The sequence below is a fragment of the Mesorhizobium sp. AR10 genome, from assembly GCF_024746795.1.
GTDB lineage: Bacteria > Pseudomonadota > Alphaproteobacteria > Rhizobiales > Rhizobiaceae > Mesorhizobium.
Genome location: NZ_CP080524.1, coordinates 2708243 through 2729175, shown reverse-complemented (window position 1 = coordinate 2729175; position 20933 = coordinate 2708243). Strand labels below are relative to the sequence as shown.

General features: G+C 62.4%; 20 protein-coding genes and 1 pseudogene. 10 read left to right on the top strand and 11 right to left on the bottom strand.

Annotated features, from left to right (window positions below; genetic code table 11):
• Positions 1-7 precede the first annotated feature (7 nt).
• Positions 8-1501, bottom strand: a complete 1494-nt coding sequence (gene rfaE1, locus LHFGNBLO_RS16810; RefSeq protein ID WP_258609144.1) for a D-glycero-beta-D-manno-heptose-7-phosphate kinase — start codon at positions 1499-1501, stop codon at positions 8-10.
• 125 nt (positions 1502-1626) lie between these two features.
• Positions 1627-2259 carry a LysE family translocator gene (locus LHFGNBLO_RS16805; protein WP_258609143.1) on the bottom strand — a complete coding sequence of 211 codons (633 nt, stop codon included), beginning with the start codon at positions 2257-2259 and terminating at the stop codon, positions 1627-1629.
• 160 nt (positions 2260-2419) lie between these two features.
• On the opposite strand from LHFGNBLO_RS16805, the gene rfaD reads away from it, so the two are divergent.
• Genes rfaD through waaC form a run of 3 tightly spaced genes read left to right on the top strand, consistent with a single transcriptional unit; the run spans position 2420 to position 5330 of the window.
• Positions 2420-3370 carry an ADP-glyceromanno-heptose 6-epimerase gene (gene rfaD, locus LHFGNBLO_RS16800; RefSeq protein WP_258609141.1) on the top strand — a complete coding sequence of 317 codons (951 nt, stop codon included), beginning with the start codon at positions 2420-2422 and terminating at the stop codon, positions 3368-3370.
• Complete coding sequence (gene waaF / locus LHFGNBLO_RS16795; RefSeq protein ID WP_258609139.1) at positions 3343-4350, top strand: lipopolysaccharide heptosyltransferase II; 1008 nt, start codon at positions 3343-3345, stop codon at positions 4348-4350. The genes rfaD and waaF overlap by 28 nt, the downstream gene beginning before the upstream one ends.
• Complete coding sequence (waaC, locus tag LHFGNBLO_RS16790; RefSeq protein WP_258609137.1) at positions 4347-5330, top strand: lipopolysaccharide heptosyltransferase I; 984 nt, start codon at positions 4347-4349, stop codon at positions 5328-5330. Before waaF ends, waaC begins: the two co-directional genes overlap by 4 nt.
• Before the next feature lie 256 nt (positions 5331-5586).
• Here waaC and greA read toward each other — a convergent pair whose 3' ends face one another.
• Together greA and LHFGNBLO_RS16780 are read right to left on the bottom strand one after the other, a co-directional pair.
• Entirely contained in the window at positions 5587-6060 is a 474-nt protein-coding gene (greA, locus tag LHFGNBLO_RS16785; protein ID WP_258609130.1) for a transcription elongation factor GreA, read from the bottom strand.
• 284 nt (positions 6061-6344) lie between these two features.
• Positions 6345-6878 (bottom strand): tetratricopeptide repeat protein, encoded by a 534-nt coding sequence (locus tag LHFGNBLO_RS16780; protein WP_258609129.1) that lies wholly within the window; start codon positions 6876-6878, stop codon positions 6345-6347.
• 271 nt (positions 6879-7149) lie between these two features.
• Here LHFGNBLO_RS16780 and LHFGNBLO_RS16775 point away from each other — a divergent pair, with 271 nt between their 5' ends.
• The 5 genes from LHFGNBLO_RS16775 to LHFGNBLO_RS16755 all read left to right on the top strand — a co-directional run bounded on the left by LHFGNBLO_RS16775 (position 7150) and on the right by LHFGNBLO_RS16755 (position 11728).
• On the top strand, positions 7150-7575 hold the full coding sequence (locus tag LHFGNBLO_RS16775; RefSeq protein WP_258609128.1) for a DUF3775 domain-containing protein: 426 nt from the start codon (positions 7150-7152) through the stop codon (positions 7573-7575).
• A 75-nt stretch (positions 7576-7650) separates the two neighbouring features.
• Entirely contained in the window at positions 7651-8628 is a 978-nt protein-coding gene (locus LHFGNBLO_RS16770; RefSeq protein WP_258609127.1) for an extensin family protein, read from the top strand.
• 145 nt (positions 8629-8773) lie between these two features.
• Positions 8774-9574 carry an extensin family protein gene (locus LHFGNBLO_RS16765; protein ID WP_258609126.1) on the top strand — a complete coding sequence of 267 codons (801 nt, stop codon included), beginning with the start codon at positions 8774-8776 and terminating at the stop codon, positions 9572-9574.
• 68 nt (positions 9575-9642) lie between these two features.
• On the top strand, positions 9643-10350 hold the full coding sequence (locus tag LHFGNBLO_RS16760; RefSeq protein WP_258609125.1) for an LssY C-terminal domain-containing protein: 708 nt from the start codon (positions 9643-9645) through the stop codon (positions 10348-10350).
• Between the two features lie 67 nt (positions 10351-10417).
• Positions 10418-11728 carry a hemolysin family protein gene (locus LHFGNBLO_RS16755; protein ID WP_258609123.1) on the top strand — a complete coding sequence of 437 codons (1311 nt, stop codon included), beginning with the start codon at positions 10418-10420 and terminating at the stop codon, positions 11726-11728.
• A 159-nt stretch (positions 11729-11887) separates the two neighbouring features.
• On the opposite strand, the gene LHFGNBLO_RS16750 is transcribed toward LHFGNBLO_RS16755, so the two are convergent.
• The 4 genes from LHFGNBLO_RS16750 to LHFGNBLO_RS16735 all read right to left on the bottom strand — a co-directional run bounded on the left by LHFGNBLO_RS16750 (position 11888) and on the right by LHFGNBLO_RS16735 (position 18310).
• A complete protein-coding gene (locus LHFGNBLO_RS16750; RefSeq protein ID WP_258609121.1) occupies positions 11888-12559 on the bottom strand; it encodes a VOC family protein in 672 nt (223 codons plus the stop codon).
• A gap of 107 nt (positions 12560-12666) precedes the next feature.
• Positions 12667-13953, bottom strand: a complete 1287-nt coding sequence (locus LHFGNBLO_RS16745; protein WP_258609120.1) for an epoxide hydrolase family protein — start codon at positions 13951-13953, stop codon at positions 12667-12669.
• 126 nt (positions 13954-14079) lie between these two features.
• A complete protein-coding gene (locus LHFGNBLO_RS16740; protein ID WP_258609117.1) occupies positions 14080-16959 on the bottom strand; it encodes an ATP-binding protein in 2880 nt (959 codons plus the stop codon).
• 370 nt (positions 16960-17329) lie between these two features.
• A complete protein-coding gene (locus LHFGNBLO_RS16735; RefSeq protein ID WP_258609115.1) occupies positions 17330-18310 on the bottom strand; it encodes a quinone oxidoreductase family protein in 981 nt (326 codons plus the stop codon).
• 92 nt (positions 18311-18402) lie between these two features.
• Between LHFGNBLO_RS16735 and LHFGNBLO_RS16730 the strand changes: the two genes are divergently transcribed.
• Positions 18403-18801, top strand: coding sequence for a winged helix-turn-helix transcriptional regulator (locus LHFGNBLO_RS16730; RefSeq protein ID WP_258609114.1), 399 nt, complete (start codon positions 18403-18405; stop codon positions 18799-18801).
• Positions 18802-18857: 56 nt separating this feature from the next.
• Here LHFGNBLO_RS16730 and LHFGNBLO_RS16725 read toward each other — a convergent pair.
• Positions 18858-19464, bottom strand: a pseudogene (locus tag LHFGNBLO_RS16725) (NADPH-dependent FMN reductase).
• Positions 19465-19554: 90 nt separating this feature from the next.
• Between LHFGNBLO_RS16725 and LHFGNBLO_RS16720 the strand changes: the two are divergent.
• Positions 19555-19923, top strand: a complete 369-nt coding sequence (locus LHFGNBLO_RS16720; RefSeq protein WP_258609113.1) for a winged helix-turn-helix transcriptional regulator — start codon at positions 19555-19557, stop codon at positions 19921-19923.
• 67 nt (positions 19924-19990) lie between these two features.
• Here the strand turns inward: LHFGNBLO_RS16720 and LHFGNBLO_RS16715 are convergent, their stop codons facing one another.
• Entirely contained in the window at positions 19991-20287 is a 297-nt protein-coding gene (locus tag LHFGNBLO_RS16715) for a hypothetical protein (RefSeq protein ID WP_258609112.1), read from the bottom strand.
• Positions 20288-20428: 141 nt separating this feature from the next.
• Entirely contained in the window at positions 20429-20824 is a 396-nt protein-coding gene (locus LHFGNBLO_RS16710; protein WP_258609111.1) for an acyl-CoA thioesterase, read from the bottom strand.
• Positions 20825-20933: the final 109 nt, after the last annotated feature.

Below are 20933 nucleotides of genomic sequence, written 5' to 3'. Positions count from 1 at the left end.
GAATTCCTCAGTTCGTATTGCTGCCGGCGCGCAGCTTGCCGATGGTGCCGGTCGTACTTTTGCCGGCTACGAGATCGACGAGCACCACGCGCCCACCCGCCTTCTGCACCACATCGGCGCCGACCACCGTGTCGACGGTGTAATCGGCGCCTTTGACCAATATGTCGGGCAGCAAGGCCTCGATCAGCGCCAGCGGCGTGTCCTCGTCGAAGACGACGACAGCGTCGACCGAGGCAAGTGCTGCCAGTACGCAGGCTCGGTCATGCTGATCGTTGACCGGGCGCCCCGGCCCCTTCAGCCGGCGCACCGAGGCATCGCTGTTGAGACCCAGAATCAGCCGGTCACACTGGCTGCGCGCGGCGTGCAAAAGGCTGACATGGCCGGCATGAAGGATGTCGAAGCAGCCATTGGTGAAACCGACGCGCAAGCCCTCGTCCTTCCATGCCGCCACCATCCGGGCGGCGGCGGCGGCATCGAGAATCGCATCCTTGTGGGCAACCGGTCCGTGTGAGCGAAACAGCGCGCCGGTCAGTTCTTCGACGGTAAGCCGCGCGGTGCCGCGCTTGCCCACCACCACGCCGCCCGCTGCATTGGCGATGGAGGCCGCCATGACGCGGTCGGCGCCCGCGGCAAGCGCCAGCGCAAACGTCGCGATCACCGTGTCACCGGCACCCGATACGTCGAACACTTCCCGCGCCTGCGTGGCGATGTGCCGGGCATCGCCCGGACCGACGACGCTCATGCCTTTTTCGCTGCGCGTGGCGACGACGAAATCGAAACCGTGGGCTGAGATCAAGTCTCGCGCCGCCGCCACGATCTCGTCGTCGGCAAACACCGCGCGGCCGACGGCCTCACCGAGTTCCTTGCGGTTGGGCGTGATCGCGGTCGCCCCGGCATAGCGCGCATAGTCGCTGCCCTTCGGATCGACCAGCACGGGCTTTCCCGCCTCGCGGCAGATCGAGATCAGCTCGCCGGCGACGCCGTCGAGCAATATGCCCTTGCCGTAGTCGGACAGGATGACGATGTCGGCTTGCGGGAGCGCTTCGCGGAAATGCCGGATCAGCGTCGCCCGCTCCGCATCGCCCAGCGGCTTGATTTCCTCCTCGTCGAAGCGCAGCACCTGCTGGTTGAGCGCGCTGAAGCGGCTTTTCGACGAGGTCATGCGATCGCCGTCCCGCGCCAGGCCTCCGGTGTCGACGCCGAACTCCCCAAGCATGCGCATCACATTCTTGCCCGCCTGGTCGTTGCCGATCACCGAGACCGTTATGGCGGACGCACCGAGCGAGACGATGTTGGCCACGACATTGCCGGCGCCGCCCATCGCCGATGTTTCGCCACGCCCGTGCAGCACCGGAATGGGCGCTTCCGGCGAGATCCGCTCGATGACGCCGTTGACGAACCGGTCGAGGATGAAGTCACCGACCACCAGCACGGTGGCGCTGCCAAACCGCGCGATGGCGCGGTGCAAGGGTTCGGGAGAAGGCGGATTGTGCTTGATCATGTCATCTGCAACGCGCGGGAAAAGCCGATCTCAACGCTCTTGGAAACGTTCATCAAAACAATGAACCGGAATGGCCGGTCGTCGTGGCGAAGCCGATATACCGCAATTTGGCGCAGCGCAACGGATCAGCTCTTCTGCAGGGCGACATGGACGCCCAGCCCGACGAGCACCGCGCCACCGGCCCGCTGCATCAGCCGCTGCGCGTGACTTGAGCGCCGCAACCTGCCGATCACGGCACCAGCCAGGAACACGCACATGATATCTGCCGATGAGAACATCAGATTGACGATGGTTCCAAGCACGACGAACTGCAGCCAGACCGGAAATGCCGCCGACACATCGATGAACTGCGGCAGGAACGCCATGAAGAAGATCGCCGTCTTGGGATTGAGCACTTCGACGGTGATGCTTTCGAGAAAGGCGCGGCGGGCGGATTTCGGCTCGATACCCGGCAAAACCGCGTCGCCCTGCGCCCTGGCGCGGAACAGCGAGACGCCCAACCAGATCAGGTAGAGCGCACCGACTAGCTTGACCGCCATGTAGAGCGTCGGCACGGCGTGGAAAAGCACCGACAATCCCGTAGCGGCCGCAATGACATGCACATAGCCGCCAAGATGAATGCCCAACGCCGCCGTCAGGCCGGACCAGCGGCCGCGCGCCATGGTTTGCGCCGCAGCATAGAGCATGGCCGGACCGGGGATATAGGCAAAGATCGCCGTGGTGGCGAAAAAGGCGATAAGCAGTTCGGTCGACGGCATTGTCTTGTCCCTCACGATCCGGCGGACGGCACGAACTGACTGAAGCGGGAGCTTTGCGGCCTCACTGTGACGCCGCCACCCCGCTCGTGCCTGCTTTATCGACAGCCCCGCCTGCCTCCCTTATAAGGGCCGGAATCGGCAAGGCAAACCAGAGGCTTTCATGATCATCGTCACGGGCGGCGCCGGCATGATCGGCTCCAACATCGTCGCCGCGCTTAACGCCGAAGGCCATAGCGACATCCTCGTCGTCGACGACCTCACAGACGGCCACAAGATTGCCAATCTCGCCGACCTCCATATATCGGATTATCTCGACAAGGACGATTTCCTGGCGCGCCTCGAAAGTGGCGCGCTTGGCCGCATCGAGGCGGTGTTCCACCAGGGCGCCTGTTCGACCACCACAGAGTGGAACGGCAAGTTCATGATGGACGTGAACTACGCCTATTCGAAGCGGCTGCTGCATGCTTGCCTCGCACTGCGCGTGCCCTTCCTCTACGCCTCCTCGGCTTCGGTCTATGGTGGCGGCGCCGAGTTTCGCGAGGAGCCGGAATGCGAGCGGCCGCTCAACGTCTATGCCTATTCCAAGAAACTGTTCGACGACTATGTCCGCCGCACCGTCTTCGATACCGAACATTCGCAGGTGGCGGGCCTGCGCTACTTCAACGTCTACGGGCCACGCGAGGCGCACAAGGGCGCGATGGCCTCAGTCGCCTTCCATCTGTTCAACCAGGTCGAGCAGGGACAAAATCCGAAGCTGTTCGGCGCCTATGACGGGTTCGGACCCGGCGAACAGAGCCGCGACTTCATCCATGTCGGCGATGTCGCCGATGTCAATCTGTGGCTGTGGAAGCGGGGCTCGAGCGGCATCTTCAATTGCGGCACCGGCCGCGCCCAGCCGTTCCGCGCGATTGCCGAAACGGTGATCGACACGCTTGGCAAAGGCGAGATCGAATTCATCGAATTCCCCGACCACCTCAAGGGCAGCTACCAGAGCTTTACGCAAGCTGATATGTCCCGCTTGCGCACGGCCGGCTACAATGGCCAATTCCGGACCGTCGAAACCGGCGTCAGAGACTATGTCGAATGGCTGAAAGCCCAACGATCCTCGTGATCGGCCCACGCTGGGTGGGCGACATGGTCATGGCCCAGTGCCTGTTCTCGGCGCTGAAAGAGCTGTATCCGAACGCCGCGATCGATGTGCTGGCGCCGGCTTGGGCCGCACCGCTGGTCAAGCGCATGCCCGAGATCCGCCAGCAGATCGACTTTCCGCTGAAGCCCGGCGCGCTCGAGTTCCGCATCCGCAGGCGCTTCGGCCGCCTGCTGCGCGGCCGCTACGACATGGCCTATGTCCTGCCGGGAAGCTGGAAATCGGCGCTGATCCCGTTCTTTGCCCGCATTCCGCGCCGCGTCGGCAATTTGCGCGAAATGCGCTATGGCCTGCTGACCGACATCGTCCCCCTGCCCGATGCTGTCAAACGGCGCACCGCGCAAGCCTATTTCGGCCTTGCCCGGGGAGGCACATTCCGAGCCCCGAGGCTCACCGTCGATGCCGGCAATCAGGCGGCACTTCTCGGCCGGTTTGGGCTGGGACCTCAAAAATTTGTCGCATTGATGCCCGGCGCCGAGTTCGGTCCGGCCAAACGCTGGCCGAGCGAAAGCTATGCCGGCCTTGCCAGCGACTTCATGGCGAAGGGATTCAAGGTGGCGCTGTTCGGCTCGAAGAACGACGCCGATGTGACGGCGGAAATCGCCAGGCTTGCGCCGGGAGTGGTCGATCTGGCCGGCAAGACGCGGCTCGAGGACGCCATCGACCTGATATCAGCGGCGAGGCTGGCGGTGTCGAACGACAGTGGCCTGATGCATGTCGCCGCCGCGGTCGGCACGCCCGTCGTTGCCGTCTACGGCTCGACCTCGCCGCAAAATACGCCGCCGCTTGCCGAACACCGCGAACTGGTCTGGCTCGGCCTGTCCTGCTCGCCCTGCCATAAGAAGATCTGTCCGCTCGGCCATCTCAACTGCCTGAAGACGCTCGAAGTCGCACAGGTCGCGGCAGCGGCGGACCGGTTGCTGGAAATTCCGGCCGCTGCATGAAGGTGCTCATCGTCAAGACATCCTCGATGGGCGACGTCATCCACACATTTCCGGCGCTCGAGGACGCGCGCCGCAACCGCCCGGATATTTCGTTCGACTGGTGTGTGGAAGAGGCCTTTGCCAGCATCGTCGCCTTGCACCCGGCAATCGGAACCATCCATACCGTTGCGATCCGACGTTGGCGCAAGCGACTGCTCGACCCCGGTACATGGCACGAGGCAATGGGCTTGCGCCGTGCCCTGCGGGCATGCCGCTACGATTTCGTCATCGATGCGCAAGGCTTGCTGAAGTCGGCACTGGTGGCAAAGCAGGCCGCTGCCCCGATCGCCGGCTTTGACCGGTCGAGCGCCCGCGAACCCTCGGCGACCTTGTTCTACGACCGCCGCTACGCCATACCGCGCGACCTTCACGCCATCGAGCGAACGAGACGGCTGTTCGGGCTGGCGCTCGGATACACACCCGATTTTTCGGTGCTGGAGTCCGGGATTGAGCCGCCGGCCGGCAGTCTGACCGGCATCGGCGGAAAAACCGCCCTCCTGCTGCACGGCACCAGCCGCGAGGACAAGAAATGGCCGGTCGAAGACTGGATCGAAACCGCTCGCCTTCTGGTGGACAAAGGGATAGCGCCGGTCACCACTTGGTCCAACGACAGGGAAAAAGCGGTCGCCGAAGCCATAGTAAAGGCAGTTCCACAGACCGTGCTGGTGCCGAAATTGCCACTGGCCGAGATCGCCGCGATCATCGGCGGCTCGACACTGGTCATTGGCGCCGACACCGGCCTGACCCATCTGGCAAGCGCCTTTGGCCTGCCCACCGTCGCGGTGTTCCTAGCGACCGAGCCGGGCCTCACCGGCCCGCGCGGACCGTTCGCATCGACGCTGCTGGCCGTGCCCGGCGGCCGCATCGCGCCGGCTGAGGTGATGGCAGAGGCCGGGAGACTGCTGGAACGACAGGCGCTTGGTCAGGTCGGCAAGGATTGATTTTATTCAATCAATCCAATTGGAAAGATCAGCGCGCCCCTCATCCGCCTGCCGGCACCTTCTCCCGTAAACGGGGAGAAGCCCGCTGGCCGCAGCCTCGGCATTCTTTCTGCAGCGCTTGTGATTGGCGAAATCTTCGGCGTACCGTCCTTCTCCCCGTCACTATACGGGGAGAAGTGCCCGGAGGGCGATGAGGGGCGGCGCAAGCCTTAGTTCGAAAGCCCGGATCAGCGAGAAGCAGCCCCCTTCGGATTCGCTAAATAAACTGCACCTGGACGATCTCATACCCCCGCGCGCCGCCTGGCGCGTTGACCTCGATGGCGTCGCCGACTTCCTTGCCGATCAGCGCCCGCGCGATCGGCGAGGAAATCGAAATGCGACCCGATTTCACGTCCGCTTCCTGATCGCCAACGATCTGGTAGGTCTTCTTCTCTTCCGTGTCCTCGTCGACCAGCACCACCGTAGCGCCGAACTTCACCTTGTCGCCGCTGAGCTTGGCGACATCGATCACCTCGGCCCGCGCGATGAAATCCTCAAGCTCGTTGACGCGGCCCTCGTTGAGGCTCTGCGCCTCTTTCGCCGCGTGGTACTCGGCGTTTTCGGAAAGGTCGCCATGCGAGCGCGCTTCGGATATCGCCTCGATGATGCGCGGCCGCTCTTGCTGCTGACGCCAGCGCAGTTCTTCCTTCAACGACGCAAAACCCCCGCCTGTCATCGGGACCTTGTTCATGATGCCTGACCTTTCCTGCCGCCACCCCCGCGTTTCGGGGATAGCCTTGTCGATGGGTACAAAAAGAAAACGGTCCGGCAGCCTCGGGCTAGCGGAACCATTTCAATGAAATTTCCCTGAATATAGCAATCTTTGCGGGTTTTTCACGCCAAAAAATCGGTTTTGAAAAAATCACCCCGCTGCCTTCGCAAATGCCGTTGCGGCAGATACGACCCGTAGGGTGAGCGGCAACAAAAAACCGGCTGCGATCGCTCGCAGCCGGCTGGAGAAGCTTTGGGGTCGAATCAGCTTCGCATGAAATGGTCGATCTGTTGCGACAGCATGCCGTATTCGCGCGAACCCTTGCCGGTGCGCTTCTCAATCTCCTTGAGCTGCTCCTGCGCGCCGGCGAGGTCGCCGATCTGCAGATGCGCTTCGCCGAGATACTCGCGCACCAGCGTGTAATTAGGATCGATGCGCAGCGCTTCCTCGTAGTAGCCGAGGCCGACGGTGACACGGCCGGAATGGCGGTGCGAATAACCGAGATAGTTGAGGATGCGTGGGTCCTGCTTGTTGGCGGCAAGGCTGAGCACGGCGATCGCCTCGTCATAGCGCCCGGCCATGGCGAGGTCGTGGCCCGCTTCATAGATGTTGTCGTCGTCCAGCATGCCGTACTTGGGCGCAACACACTTCTTCAGCTTCTTGTCCCAGACCTCGCCCTTCTTGCACTGCGTCCCGCCACCGCCACCGCCACCGCCTTCACCGGCCGAAAACACCGGAACCGCAAACAGCGGCAGGGCGGCAACCGCCAGGACCTGAATCAGCAATCGTCTGCGCATCGAAGCCTCCTTGAGTTTGACAATGCAACACTAACGCAAGGCGAGGCTCGTTTCATCCCGGAAAAGTAGCGAACGCTAAAACCAACGACCCCGGCGCGCCCGCCGCCGGCTCCCTATGACCGGTGGAGGCCGACATCCGGCAGGCTCCGCTCCGCCGGGATTCCGCCAATCTGCCGGGATTCCGCCAAGGTGAGGACGGCAAAGCGAACGTGACGTGACGAGCGCTTTAAATCCGCTATCATCCGGGAAACGGAGCAGGCGGAGAAGGCCAGTGCAGCGGCGCCTTGAAAGGGAATGGGAGCTTTCCATCGGCCCCGACACTGTGCGCCTGTTCATTCTCAAGGCGAAGGCGCTGAGCGCCGCCGTCAACGAAGATTATGCCGATGGCGCGGAGCACGAGATCGAGCTCGACGGTGAGGCGCACGACAATCACCACCATGACGGTCTCGCCGAGGAAAGTTCGGAAAACCTCACCGAGGAAGAACTGCGCGAACTTATCAACGACCTCAATGTCGATGAGGCGGCCGAATTGATCGCGCTGGCCTGGGTCGGTCGCGGCGACTACGACGCCTCGGAATGGAAGGATGCGGTCACAGCCGCGCGCGAACGTACCAACAAACGCACGGCGAAGTATCTGCTCGGCATGCCGCTCTTGGCCGACTGGCTGGAGGAAGGGCTGGAAGCGATCGGCGCGTAACGCTGCGGTCACCGATCGTGATCGGCTTGAACCTTCGTCTCAGGCAACTTCCACAGGTTCTTTTCGTTGAGGGTCATGGCGGCGGTTATGTTTCCCCGAATGTGTGGGCTGGGTTTGGTGTTGGCGGCGGGGTCGCTGCTGGCGGCTTCGGCTTGGGCAAAAGCCCCGAAACTGCCTGAAACCGTGCCTGTCCCGGAGCTCAACCAATCGCAATCAGAGCAAAAAGCAGCACCTGCCGACGTGCCGGTTCCCGAAGCACGCCCGGCCGATGCGCCAAAGCCCGACCAATCTGAACCCGACAAGCTGAACCAGCAGAAATCCAATCAGCACAAGCAAGTCCGCCCGGAATCTCCGGCAATGGCTCCAAAGCCTGGCGAAAAGCCAACGGAAGCGAAACCCGAGCCGGAGCCGCCCGTTATCGCCCCGCAGCCGCCGGAGAAGCCGGCTGAGGCGAAAGACAACAAAATGCTTCCCGACCCCCGCTCAGCCTCTGTCCCCGCGAAAGAAATGCCGGAGGAGGAACTTGCCTGCCGCAGGCGGCTGAAGTCGATGGGCGTCGACTTCGAGGAGCGCAAGGCCGAGCACAATGCGGAGATCGGTTGCTCGATCCCCTACCCGATCATGCTGAAAAATCTTGGCAAGTCGGTCGCTATCGGTCCCGGCACGGAGCTGAACTGCCAGATGGCCGAAGCGGCCGCACGTTTCACGACCGATGTCATCCAGCCGGCAGCCAAGGCCGAGTTTGGTGCGGACCTGAAGTCCATCAGCCAGGCATCTGCCTTTGTCTGCCGGCCTCGCAACGGCACCAGGAAACTGTCGGAACACGCCTTCGGCAACGCGCTCGACATCGCCAGCTTCACGCTTTCGGACGGTAGAAAGGTCGAGATCAGCCCGACGCCGCCGGAAAAGGATGCGAAATTTCTGAACACCGTGCGCAAGGCGGCATGCGGACCGTTCAAGACCGTGCTAGGCCCCGGCAGCGATGCCGATCATGCGCTGCATTTCCACCTCGACCTCGAACCGCGCCGCAACGGCGGCACTTTCTGCCAGTGAGACGATCGGCACTGAAGTTGTCGTCGCAATTTGGCCTCAGGCGTGAACGCCGCCGCTGATTTTTCCTTTACTCTTGAGGGCTAAGCTCTGTGCCATCAGGACCATGATCCCTAACGGGATCAGCTCGGGGACAGGGACTCTGCCGATGGCCGGGATACTTCGCGCTGCGCTCGTCGCCGCGCGGCAATCGAGACGCGCGCACATCGTCGCTGGCGGGCTCGCCATCGCGGCGATGTCGGCCTGCACCACCGGCAGCGTGCTGTCGCTGGAACCCGCTGTCGATGTCGGCGCCCAGACCGCTGCCGTTCCGCAATACAGCGGTATGCAGACTTTGGTGCCCTCCAACCCGTACATGACCGCCGCCTATCCGCGCATGGACGACCCGATGGCGCCGACCGAACAGATGCCGGCCAGCGAGATCGACTGCCGCCAGGAGTTGAAGCGCCTCGGCGTCGTCTACACCGACCTTGCGCCGATCCATGAAGGCCAGTGTGGCATCGACTATCCGGTCAAGATCTCAGCCATCGGCAGCATCCAGATGAAGCCTGCCGCGACACTGACATGCGACATGGCCGCCACCTTCGCCGGCTGGACGAAGAACGAACTCGTTCCCTCCGCCCGCTGGCGCTATTTTTCCGGGGTCAAGACCATCCACCAGGGCTCGAGCTATTCCTGCCGCAGGATTGCCGGCGAAGGTGTGCTGTCCGAGCACGGCAAGGGCAATGCGCTCGACGTCATGAGCATCGAGCTCAACAATGGCGACGACATCGACGTGCGCAAGCCCGGCCTGTTTGCCTTCCGCACGCGCGGCTTCCTCAACACTGTGCGCGCCGACGGTTGCCAGTATTTCACCACCGTGCTCGGCCCCGGTTATAACTACGACCACCGCAACCACTTCCATTTCGACATCAAGAACCGCAAGAGCGGTTATCGCGCCTGCCGCTGATCCCGATACCTCTGCCCAAAGCCGGCAACGCCGACTAAGCTGTTGGCCACAAGCTTGGGTGATCTCTGGTGAGCCGACGAAGCCTGCGACGACGCGCAACGACATGGCTGGTGGCGTTCTGCGCCGGCTATCTGGCGATGGCCTATCTGGCCGCGCCGGAATTCTGGACGTTTCGCGATCGCGGCTTCCGCACGCAACGCTTCGAGATGGTGACCCATACGCCACAAGGCATTCCCGGTGACCCGATCAACATCGGCCTTGTCGGCACCAAAAAGGAACTGGTCCACGCCTTCGCTGTGGCCGGATGGGATACCGCCGACGCGGTGACGCTAAAAACCGCGATCGAGATCGGCGAAAGCGTCCTGTTCGATCGCCCCTACCCTGACGCGCCGGTCAGCCGGCTGCTGTTCGAAGGCCGGGCGCAGGACCTGGCCTTTGAAAAGCCGGTCGGCGACAGCGCCGACCAGCGTCACCACGTACGCTTCTGGCAGACCGAGGCTGCCGGCGATGATGGCCGCCCGCTCTGGCTTGGCTCGGCCAGTTTCGATCGCGGCGTCGGCCTCAGCCACGACACCGGCGCGATCACCCATCATATCGGCCCCGACATCGACGCCGAACGCGATTTTCTGATCCGCGACCTCACCGATGCCGGCATGCTGATCTCGACCAGCGACATTCCTGGCATCGGCGCGACGAAGACCGGGCGCAATGGCGGCGGCGACCCCTATTTCACAGACGGCAAGGCCGTGGTCGGTGTGTTGCGGCAGCTGCCTTAGCCACGATCGTCGGCGAAGATTGATCGCAGGCTTTTCGAAGACCGCGCGGCAATGCTATTGACCCCTCATGCTTTACGTTGAAATCGCCATCGTGGTCGTCCTCATCTGTGTGAACGGCCTTCTGTCGATGTCCGAACTCGCCATTGTCTCGTCGCGACCCGCCCGCTTGAAAGCAATGATCGACCGCGACATCAAGGGCGCCGGCCGCGCTTTGGCGCTTGGCTCCAATCCGGGAAAATTCCTGTCGTCGGTACAGATCGGCATAACCCTGGTCGGCGTTCTGTCGGGCGCCTTTTCCGGCGCCACGCTCGGCGAGCGGCTGTCGGTGTTCCTGGAATCGACCGGCATTCGCGAAAGCATCGCCGATCCGCTCGGCGTCGGCATTGTCGTTGCCCTCATCACCTATTTCTCGCTCATCGTCGGCGAACTGGTGCCCAAACAGATCGCGCTGCGCGATCCCGAACGGGTCGCCGCCAGGGTCGCTCCGGCGATGACCATACTTGCCACGGTCTCGGCGCCGCTGGTCTTCCTGCTCGACTTTTCCGGCCGCGCCATCCTGTGGCTGCTTGGCCAGCGCGGCGAAAGCGGGGAGAAGGTCACCGATGAGGAGATCAAGATGCTGGTCGCCGAGGCCGAGCACCACGGCACCATCGAATCCGACGAGCGGCGCATGATTGCCGGTGTCATGCGGCTCGGCGACCGCGCCGTGCGCGCGGTGATGACGCCGCGCACCGAGGTCGACTGGATCAACCTGCAGTCCGACGAAGCGTCGATCCGCAGGCTTCTGATGGACACCCAGCATTCGCGCCTGCCGGCCGGCGATGGCGGTGTCGACGCCATGATCGGCGTTGTCCAGACCCGCGACGTGCTGGCCGCGATGCTTGGCGGCCGCGCGCTCGACCCGCGCCGGCATGTGCGCGCCGCTCCCATCGTCCATGACCAGGCCGACGCGCTGGACGTCCTGTCGAAGCTCAAGGAATCCGATGTTCCCATGGCGCTGGTCCATGACGAGTACGGCCACTTCGAAGGCATCGTCACCCCGGCTGACATTCTGGAGGCCATCACCGGCGTCTTTCGCGCGGATATCGACGCCGGTGACGAGGAAAACGCCGTCAAGCGCGAGGACGGTTCATGGCTGCTTGCCGGCTACATGCAGGCCGACGAAATGGCGGACGTTCTCGGCATCGACCTGCCGGAAAACCGCGACTACGAAACCGTTGCCGGTTACGTGCTCTCGCACATGCACCATTTGCCGGCGACCGGCGAATGCGTCGACGCGCAAGGCTGGCGCTTCGAGGTGGTCGACCTCGACGGCCGCCGCATCGACAAGCTCATCGCCACGCGCCTGCCCGGCGGCCACCGCGAAGTGGTGCGGTGACAATCAACGCGATGGGTTGACTGTTCGTTCGAGTGTCGGTTCCCGACCGATAGGCCACCTTCCTGAGGAGCTGACCCAACAGCGGCTTTGCGCCTCGTGGCCGTTGGCGACGGTGAGAGCCACGCCGCTCCTTTGGTTCAAACCGACCGATAGCCCGCTCTATTGAGGCAGCTCCTTGCCTGCGTGTTCCGCCGCCATGTGCTGCGCGTACCAGTCCGGCCAATTCTCATCATGCTGGCCGCCTGTCCGCTTCTCGTGTTCGCCATGGGCCACGGACGCACGCCGGAGCGCAGCCGCGAGCTCGGCCGACGAGCCAAATGTGGTTTCGCCGGTCTCGACGCGGCCGGGCGCTCGCGCAGTGACCTCCTGCAACATCCAGATATTTCCGGCCGGATCGCTGAAGGATGCCCACGACAAGTAGCTGCTCCGTTCGGGGTGCGGACCGCTGACACGGCCTTCACTACCGGCATAGTGGAACACTTCGCTAACGTCGACCCCGAGACCGGCGAGCTCGGCGCGCGCTACCTCGATGTCCGACACGACGAGCTCGCCACAGCTTTTGAGCACATCGACTTCGAGCCGGGCATAGGGCTCCGTCGTGGTCCTTGAGCCGAAGACTACCGAACACGGGGAGCCCGGAGGCGTGAACTGGATGACACGAAATCCGTCACCTGTGAGGTCGGCGTCCAGTCGCCAACCCAAGCCGCTATAGAAGTGCTTGGCACGGTCGACGTCCGAAACGGGAATGACCGCGACTTCGAGCCTTATGTCTACGCCCCGCGCTGCGGGTGTCGCGATTGCAGTTTCGTTGCGTTGTGGAATTCTGTTCATGTCAATTTCCTCCGATTTTGGTGGCTTGTGAGTTCACATGTGGCGGACCGGGGCGTGTGCCCGGTCCGTCTTGGAAGAAGAGCGGAGCGGCAGGCGCCCCGTTCATCTCATATCGATTGCCGAAGCGACCGGAACGCGGCGCGAAGCTCTTCGGTAAAGAGCTTCGGCTGTTCCCAGGCAGCAAAATGACCGCCCTTGTCGAGCTTGTTGTAGTGGATGAGCCTGGGATACGCCCGTTCCGCCCAACTCCGCGGCGTCTGGTAGAGTTCGTCGGGGAAGACGCTTACGGCAACCGGAACGGAGATGCCCTTGGGACTGAAAAACGCGAGCTTGTTCTCCCAATAGAGGCGACCTGACGAAACCCCTGTGTTGGTGAGCCAGAACAGGGTGACATTGTCGAGGACATCGTCCGGCGTGAGGCCTTCAGTCTGCCCATCGAACGAACGCGCGATCATCTGCAGACTGGCCATGTCGTGGTCGAGCAGGAAGGTGGCGAGGCCGATGGGCGAGTCCGCAAACCCGGTCAGTGTTTGTGGGCGCGTTGCCATCCAGAGGGCGTAGTAAACATGCTTGTAGAAGAAAACGAGCTGTTCGTACGTGCTTCTCTCCTCATCCGACAGACCCGACGGTGCCGGCGCACCGGCGAAAGATGCCTGGTCGATCTCTGCAGGAATTGCGCCGGGCATGTTGGTGTGAATGCCAAGCAGTTCCGGCGGCGCCTGAACGCCAATCTGCTCCGTGACGGTAGCACCCCAGTCGCCACCCTGCGCCACAAAGTGCTTGTAGCCAATGCGCCGCATCAGCGTGGTCCATGCCCGCGCGATCCGTTCGGGACCCCAGCCGGTCGTCTGCGGTTTGCCGGAAAATCCATACCCCGGCATCGACGGGATCACGATATCGAAGGCATCCGCTGCGCTGCCGCCATGCGCGGTGGGATTGGTCAGCGGCTCGATGATCTTCAGCTGCTCGATGATTGAACCCGGCCATCCGTGCGTGACGATGAGCGGCATTGCGTTTTCATGCACCGAACGGACGTGAATGAAATGAATGTCCAGTCCGTCAATCTCGGTGATGAAGTGCGGATAGGCATTCATCCTCGCTTCCGCCTTCCGCCAGTCGTATTTGGTCTGCCAGTAACGCAGAAGCTGCTGAACCGTCTTGAGCGGTACGCCCTGCGAATAATCGGTGACGGTTTCCTTGTCGGGTAATCGGGTCTGCGCCAGGCGTCGGCGCAGGTCGGCCAGATCGTCCTCTGAGGCACTGAACGTGAAGGGGCGAATTGAGTCGGCCCCGGTTGCCGCGTGTAGCGCAGAGGGAAGCGCGCTGATGGCCCCCGCTGCAACTGCGGTGGCAAGAAGTTCGCGCCGCGTGGGCGACATTGATGCTGATGACATGAGATCCTCCTCTATTTTTCTATTTGTTCGGATGCGGTCACGCAGATCGAATGGCCGCGGAAGAATGTTCGCTCGAACGGGAGGGAATTGCGCGTTATGCGTTGTTAAGAGTCGTTAGCGGGCGCGTCAGCGCGATGCATTTGCGGATGTGCCGTTCAATTCGGCTAGCAGATCGCTCGCTGTTCTAACATCCACGGTTTGCACGCCTTCGCCGAACCGCTGAAGGAGCCTGCCGAGCAAATCCCTGGCACGGTCTGCCTGACCTTGCTGCTGCCACATCCTGGCCAGCGGTACGGCTGCCTTCAACTCCCACGCCGTCGCCGATTGCTTGCCGGCCCAGTAGATCGCTTGAAGCAGCGAGTCCTCAGCCGCACTTACATCGGGCGGAGAATATGCCAGGCGAATTTCGGCCCACACACGCAGCAAATCCGGACGATCGTACGTCTCGCCGGCTTGGTCCGCCAAGGCAATAGCCCGGTCGATTGTTGTTGTAGCCTCATCAAGCTGGCCGCTTCGCATCATGCCTTCGGCAAGCGCTCGGAAGAATGCCGTTGCAAGGATATTGAACCGTTCAGCGCTAAGCGTCGCGACAGCGCTACGGAGCAATTGCGCGCCCTCGGCCGGCTCGCCTTGCAAGATCATCAATTCGCCCTTCAAAGCAAGTCCCATGGCATGATAAGGGGCCAGGGAATACTTCGTTGCATAAGCTAGAACACGTTCGATCCATTGAGCCGCGCGTTCAAAGTCGCCGCTCCAGAGGTAGACCGGCACAGTGTAAACGAGCGACATGCAGACTGCGACCGGATGCTCGCGTTTGGTTGCCTCTTCGACGGCTTGATCCGCTATTCTGAGTGCTCTTTCCGGCATCCCTCGCAACCACAAGGCCCGCGCTAGTGCTATTAGCGCTCGTACCCTGTGGTCATAGCCGAAGAAGTCAACCTGAACGCTGCCCGCTTCCGCTTCCAACTCCAGTCCACGCTCACTGTGTCGCTGCGACGCCGCCTGGTTTCCTACAAGGTGATGCGATACGCCGAGCATCCACTCGACCACAATGATCCCTGACTTCTCCCCCAGCTCTGCCGCAACGAGCACGCTCCGCTCGGCGCAGGCGAGGGCGCCGCGAAAGTCTCCGACGCGCGTGAGAAAGATGTTCAACCCGGCCAGCAGATGCAACTTGTACTGGCCGTCCCGCAGCGTCTCCGCCAATCCAATGCCCCGCTCGATCGCCCGTCGCACACCGTCGCTGTTGCCACGTGTGAACATTGATGAGATCGCCAGTGCTGCTTGAAGCGCCAGTTCGCGCTCCGTACCACGATCCGCTTCTGCTAACGCGGACAAACTCCGCTCGCACCACTGCTCGCACTCCCCCAGAAGCGAAAAGCCCAGGAACAAAGGTGCGGCTCCAGCGGCGAGTTGGACACCATTCTGGGCCTCGCCGACCTCGGAAAAACTCCACTCAAGTGCCGCTCGGATATTGCCCATGTGCGGCTCATAAGCGGACACGTCGCGGATTCCGAACGCGGTTGCTCTTGTCGAGTCGGGCTTGAAGCGATCGGCATAGTGATGCGCATGTCGCCTCGACAGCACCGCGCCATCGCCGGTTTCGGCAAGCTTGGCTGCCGCATACACTCGACTGGTATCGAGGAGCCGGTGGTAGGTTGATCCCGCCAACTCGGACATCCTGATAAGCGACTTGTTGACCAGGCTCTCAACGGCGTCTGCCACCGCTGGCGCATCGGCCTCATCGTCCGACGCGATTGCTATGGCATCGTTGAGCGCGAAAGGGCCGACGAATACAGACAACCGGCGCAAGATCGTCTGTTCGTACGGGGAGAGCAGGTTGTAGCTCCAGTCGAACATTGCCTGAAGCGTTTGATGACGCGGAATAGCGCTTCGCCGGCCGTGCCATAGAAGCTTGAAGCGATCATCAAGCAGTTCGACGGTTCCGCGAATTCCGTAGGTACCCACGCGGCCGGCAGCGAGTTCGATTGCCAGTGCTATCCCGTCAAGCCGGCGGCATATTGCCGCCAGGATCGGCGCGTCGGTATCGCTGAGTTCGGCACCAAGGCCGCCCGCGACGGCGCGTTCCATGAACAGCTGCACAGCGGGCGCGGCAAGTGCCTGAGCAGCGGTCAACCCACTTTCTTCGGACGGCCCTTCAAGGGGCGTCAGCAGATACACATTTTCACCCTCGACACGCAAAGCCTCGCGGCTGGTTGTTAGCAGGTGCACAAGAGGGATCTCGGCAAAGAGGCGCTCTGCTAGCGCGGCGACGGCATCGATCACATGCTCGCAGCTATCGAGGACGAGAAGAATCGGCTTGTCGACCAGAAAGGCAACCAGAGCAGACACCGGATCCTGCGTTGCCTGACCGCTCAAACCCAACGTTGAAGTCACAGCGCCGGCGACGAGAGATGCATCTCCCAGCGCGCCGAGGTCGAGAAAATAGATCTGATCGGAAAACTCGTTACGCAAGGAGTGAGCTATCGCAACCGCGACGGTCGTCTTGCCCATACCTCCCGGCCCGACCACATTGACGAACCGCCGCTCGGTAAGCAGAGAGCATAAGGCCGCAACTGTTTCTTCGCGCCCGATCATCCTTTCAAGCCGCGGCGGCAGCCTTTTGGGCCGACCGGCTCCGCCGCTGGGCGGAGTGGGGATCATGCGAGCGGAGATCCGCACCGGCGCTACGAAACTGTAACCACGTCCGGCCACATTGGCGATATATCGGTTGCCATCTTTCCCGTCACCCAAAGCCTTGCGAAGATTGAAGAGGTGTACCCGGAGACTTCCCTCCTCAACGATCACGTCGGGCCAAACACGCCTGAGCAGCTCTTTGCTACTCAGGACTTCCCCGGCGTGCTCCACCAGCACGATGAGGATATCCAACGCCCGCCCGCCAATCCCGAGCGGCTCCCCGCCTCTTGCGAGCAATCTCTCAGAAACGCTCAGGCGAAAAGGGCCGAAAGACGCAATCACGTCATGAGAAACGTCCTGATCGAGCATGGTGTATTCCGGTAGCTCGTGGCGGCCCTAGGGGCCGCGCTCAATGCGGGGAAAACATCTGCCTGCGAGACGGGCGCCGACCCTCCACGGGTTTATGGCGCGCCTGAGCATATACGACATGCGCATTCCGGTCCAATCCGGCGAATTTCAACCAGACCAGCCACGTAGGCTGCCACTGCATCCGATGCTCATTTCGGGGTCATATCACGACATCGACCCTTGGAGGTCGAACGTCCGCTATCGTTCTTCACTGCAGCGCAAGCGGACCTACTGCTCCCGGTCGTTCAATCCACTGAGCGTATGGCTGCTTCTGGCGAAAAGCGGACACGTTCGACTATCAGCCTATGGGCAATCTAATCGACCACGACAATCAAGGTATCAGCACGACCTTGCCGGTCGAACGGCGCTCGTCCACCAAACGGTGCGCCTCACTGGCCTGATCGAGCGGAAAGCGGCTGCCTTTGGTCACAACGACCTCGCCGCCGGCGGCCAGTTGGAAAAGCTCCTCAAGGCTGGCTCTCAGCACATCCGGAGACAGCAATGGCAGCAGCGCGAACCCTGTCAGCGACTGGTTCCGGCCAATCATCGCTTCGACGTTCGCCGCGTCGAGCCCGTATCGGCCAAGTGCGGCAAAGACCAGCTCTCCGCCAGGCGCCAGAGCGTTGAGCGCCGCCGTCGTCATCGCGCCGCCGACAGTGTCGTAGACGATGTCGACGCCCTCGCCGCCGACCGCTGCCCGCACACGCTCGGGCCAGTCCGGCTGGCTGTAGTCGACCGCGGCATCAACGCCGAGCGACAGGGTCAGATCGAGCTTGGCGGCGCTGCCGGCGGCCGCGATCACGATGCTGGCACCCTGGCGCCTGGCAAGTTGGACAAGCAAGGACCCGACACCGCCGGCAGCAGCACTGACCAGCATCGACTTGCCGATGGGCGGGCTCTGCCGCAGCAGGTGAAACGCCGTCAGCCCTTGCACCATCAAGGCTGTCGCATCTTCAAAGGAAAGCGCGTCCGGCAGTGGCACGGCAAGGCTGGCGTCGATCGTCACATAGTCGGCATATCCGCCATAGGGCCGCCCTGAGGCAAACAACGGCGCAGCGACGCGCTGCCCCAGCAGCTGTGCGTCGACGCCTGGTCCAAACGCCTCCACGATCCCAGTAGCTTCGACGCCGAGGATCATGGGCAGTTGCGGCGTGACCGCATAGCGGTCGCCGCGCATCAGCACTTCGAAGAAATTCACGCCAGCCGCGTGGACGCGGATCAGAACCTCGCCGGCCTGCGGCTCCGGCTTCGGCATCTCGACAACGTCCAGAACGTCAGGACCGCCGAAACGGTTCAATTGAATGGCTCGCATGGCAACCTCGCTATGGCATCGGCTGCTGCTTGCCACTATTTGCGTTGCCTCGACTACACACTCATTTGTCCCCTGCTGACCAGGAGGTGACCATGGCCAAGCTGACCAAGAGACTGCCGATGCTGCCGGCAGAACGTGCCCTGAAAGTGATCTCGGGTCGTTGGAAAGCGGTCATCCTCTACCACCTGTTCGATGGCCCGCGGCGGCTGTCGGCGCTGAAAGCGGTTGTACCCGACATCACCCAGAAAGTGCTGATCCAGCAGCTGCGTGAGATGGAAGAACATGGCCTCGTTAGCCGCGAAATCTTTGCCGAAGTCCCCTCGCGCGTCGAATATTCGGCGACGCTCCTCGGCCTCAGCCTCGAGCCGATCCTGCTGGCGCTTTGTCAGTGGGGCCAGCACCACGCGGATGAGTTGAACGAGATGGACCGCCTTGCCGACTGCATCATCAGGCCACGGCAGGCTAGGCACACGCACGCCTCACCCAACTGAAAAGGGCGGCGCAAGCGCCGCCCCATATCCTTGGGAGGATAATTCGATCCGACGGCTCAGGCCGCCTTGACTTCCTCGGCGACGGCGTCGGCCTGACGCGCTGCCTTGAGCACTCTGGCCCACCACGCAATGTCGTTGACCAGAGCGGTCGCCGCCTGGTTCAGGTGTTCGAGTTCATCGAGCTTCTTTTCGCCCTGCCTGACCGCAAGGAAATCGCCCCAGGCAATGTGGACCGCCGACTTGACCGGCGCCATCTGCAACTCGACGGCATGCAGTCTGAGCTGCTCGACGGCACGCGCGCCACCGACGCTGCCATAGCCGACGAAGCCTGCCGGCTTCTTGTTCCATTCGTTGGCCGCGTAGTCGATCGCGTTCTTCAGCACGGCCGTCGGGCCATGGTTGTATTCGGCGGCGGTGAAGATGAAACCGTCGAACTCGGCGACCTTCTTCTGCCAGCGCTTTGCCACTTCATTCTGCGACGGCGCCCAGGCGGAGGATGCAACCTCGTCGAAGAACGGCAACGGGAAGTCGCGCAGATCGACCACTTCCACGTCGATATCGGCGTGCGATTTGGCGATCTTGGCGATCCACTGGGTTGTGCACATCGGCGAAACGTGCGGCGCGGGTCGAACCGACGACGATGGCAATTTTGGGTTTGGACATAAGGGGCTCTCCTAGCGGGAAATACTGGTATCGTTTAGATACCTGAGCTATATGAGATACTGCCAACGTGAGGCGCAAGGAGGCACTTTTTTGTTACTGAGGCACCCACACCGCACCGAAGACTGTCGCGCCATCTCGGAAATCCTGCAGCGCGTCGGCGACAAATGGACCGTCCTAGTCGTCGGCAAGCTGGGTGAAGGACCGTTGCGGTTCAACGAATTGCGCAGCGCAGTCGGCGGCATTTCGCAGAAGATGCTGACCACCACTTTGCGCGGGTTGGAGCGCGATGGCTTCGTCACCCGAACCGTGTTTCCGACCATCCCGCCGCGCGTCGATTATGAGTTGACCGAGCTCGGCCACGAGCTTCTGGTGCCGGTGGGTGCGCTCGGCGATTGGGCGCGCAAGAACACCGAACGCGTCAAGGCGGCGCGGGTGAAATTCGACGGAATGCACGCCTGAAACCCTTGCAACTCAAGGGTTTGCGCACGGCACGTTGCGTAGACGTATTCTACGGCTGCAGCTGAATTCAGACCCGCAGACGGCTTTCAGTCCGCTTCGATTTCGGATTCCGATCGACCACCTTGCCGCCGGTGGTGCAGGTCGCCCCGCTACCGCCATTGCCCACAGTCCTCGCACTGGTGTCGCACGTCGTCGCGACGCAGATTTCGCACTTGGTCGCTTGCCGCTTGAGGGTGTGGCTCTCGGAGGCGCAACTGGTCTCGGCCTCGTCTTGTTTGACCTCGGTATAGGCGGTTGCCGCCAACAGGCAGAACAAGGCTGCAAGCGCGCCTGCCAATGCGCCGTTCAGCAATCGTTGACGCATTGTCTTCCCCCGAGTCCGCACGGACACGGTCACGGAAATTTGCGAATATGAAAGGCATCACACGGCATCGCTGTTCGCATCCCCCGCGGGAGGCTGACAGCGACGGTGCTGTTTGGTTTTAAGCTGACGACATCCAGCCGATCAGCTCTCGGCCGGAACCGCTTTCGGCTTGCCGTCACTGTCCAGCGCCACCATGATAAAATCGGCGTGGGTGACCTTCTCCATCAGATCGGAGAGGTAGCGTTGTGCCCAGGCCTCGACCTTGAGCGTCATCGACGTGCGTCCGACGCGTTCGACATGCGTATAGATGCACAGCGTGTCACCGATCTTCATCGGCTTGGCGAACGACATTTCCTTCACCGCTGCTGTCACCACGCGGCCCTTGGCGCGCTCGGCGGCACGGATGCCGCAGGCCAGATCCATCTGCGCCATCACCCAGCCGCCGAAAATATCACCGGCCGCGTTGGCGTCCGAAGGCATGGCCAACGTCCGCAGCGTCAGATCGCCGATTGGCCGTCCCTCTGCATACTGCACCATGCGCCATCCCCTCGAGATCGATTGTCCTGATCCCGTATCGTCATGGCACCGACGCGTCAACGCGATCGCCATGTCGGAAATCCCAACAAAGGCGAAAAGGACGCCGTCG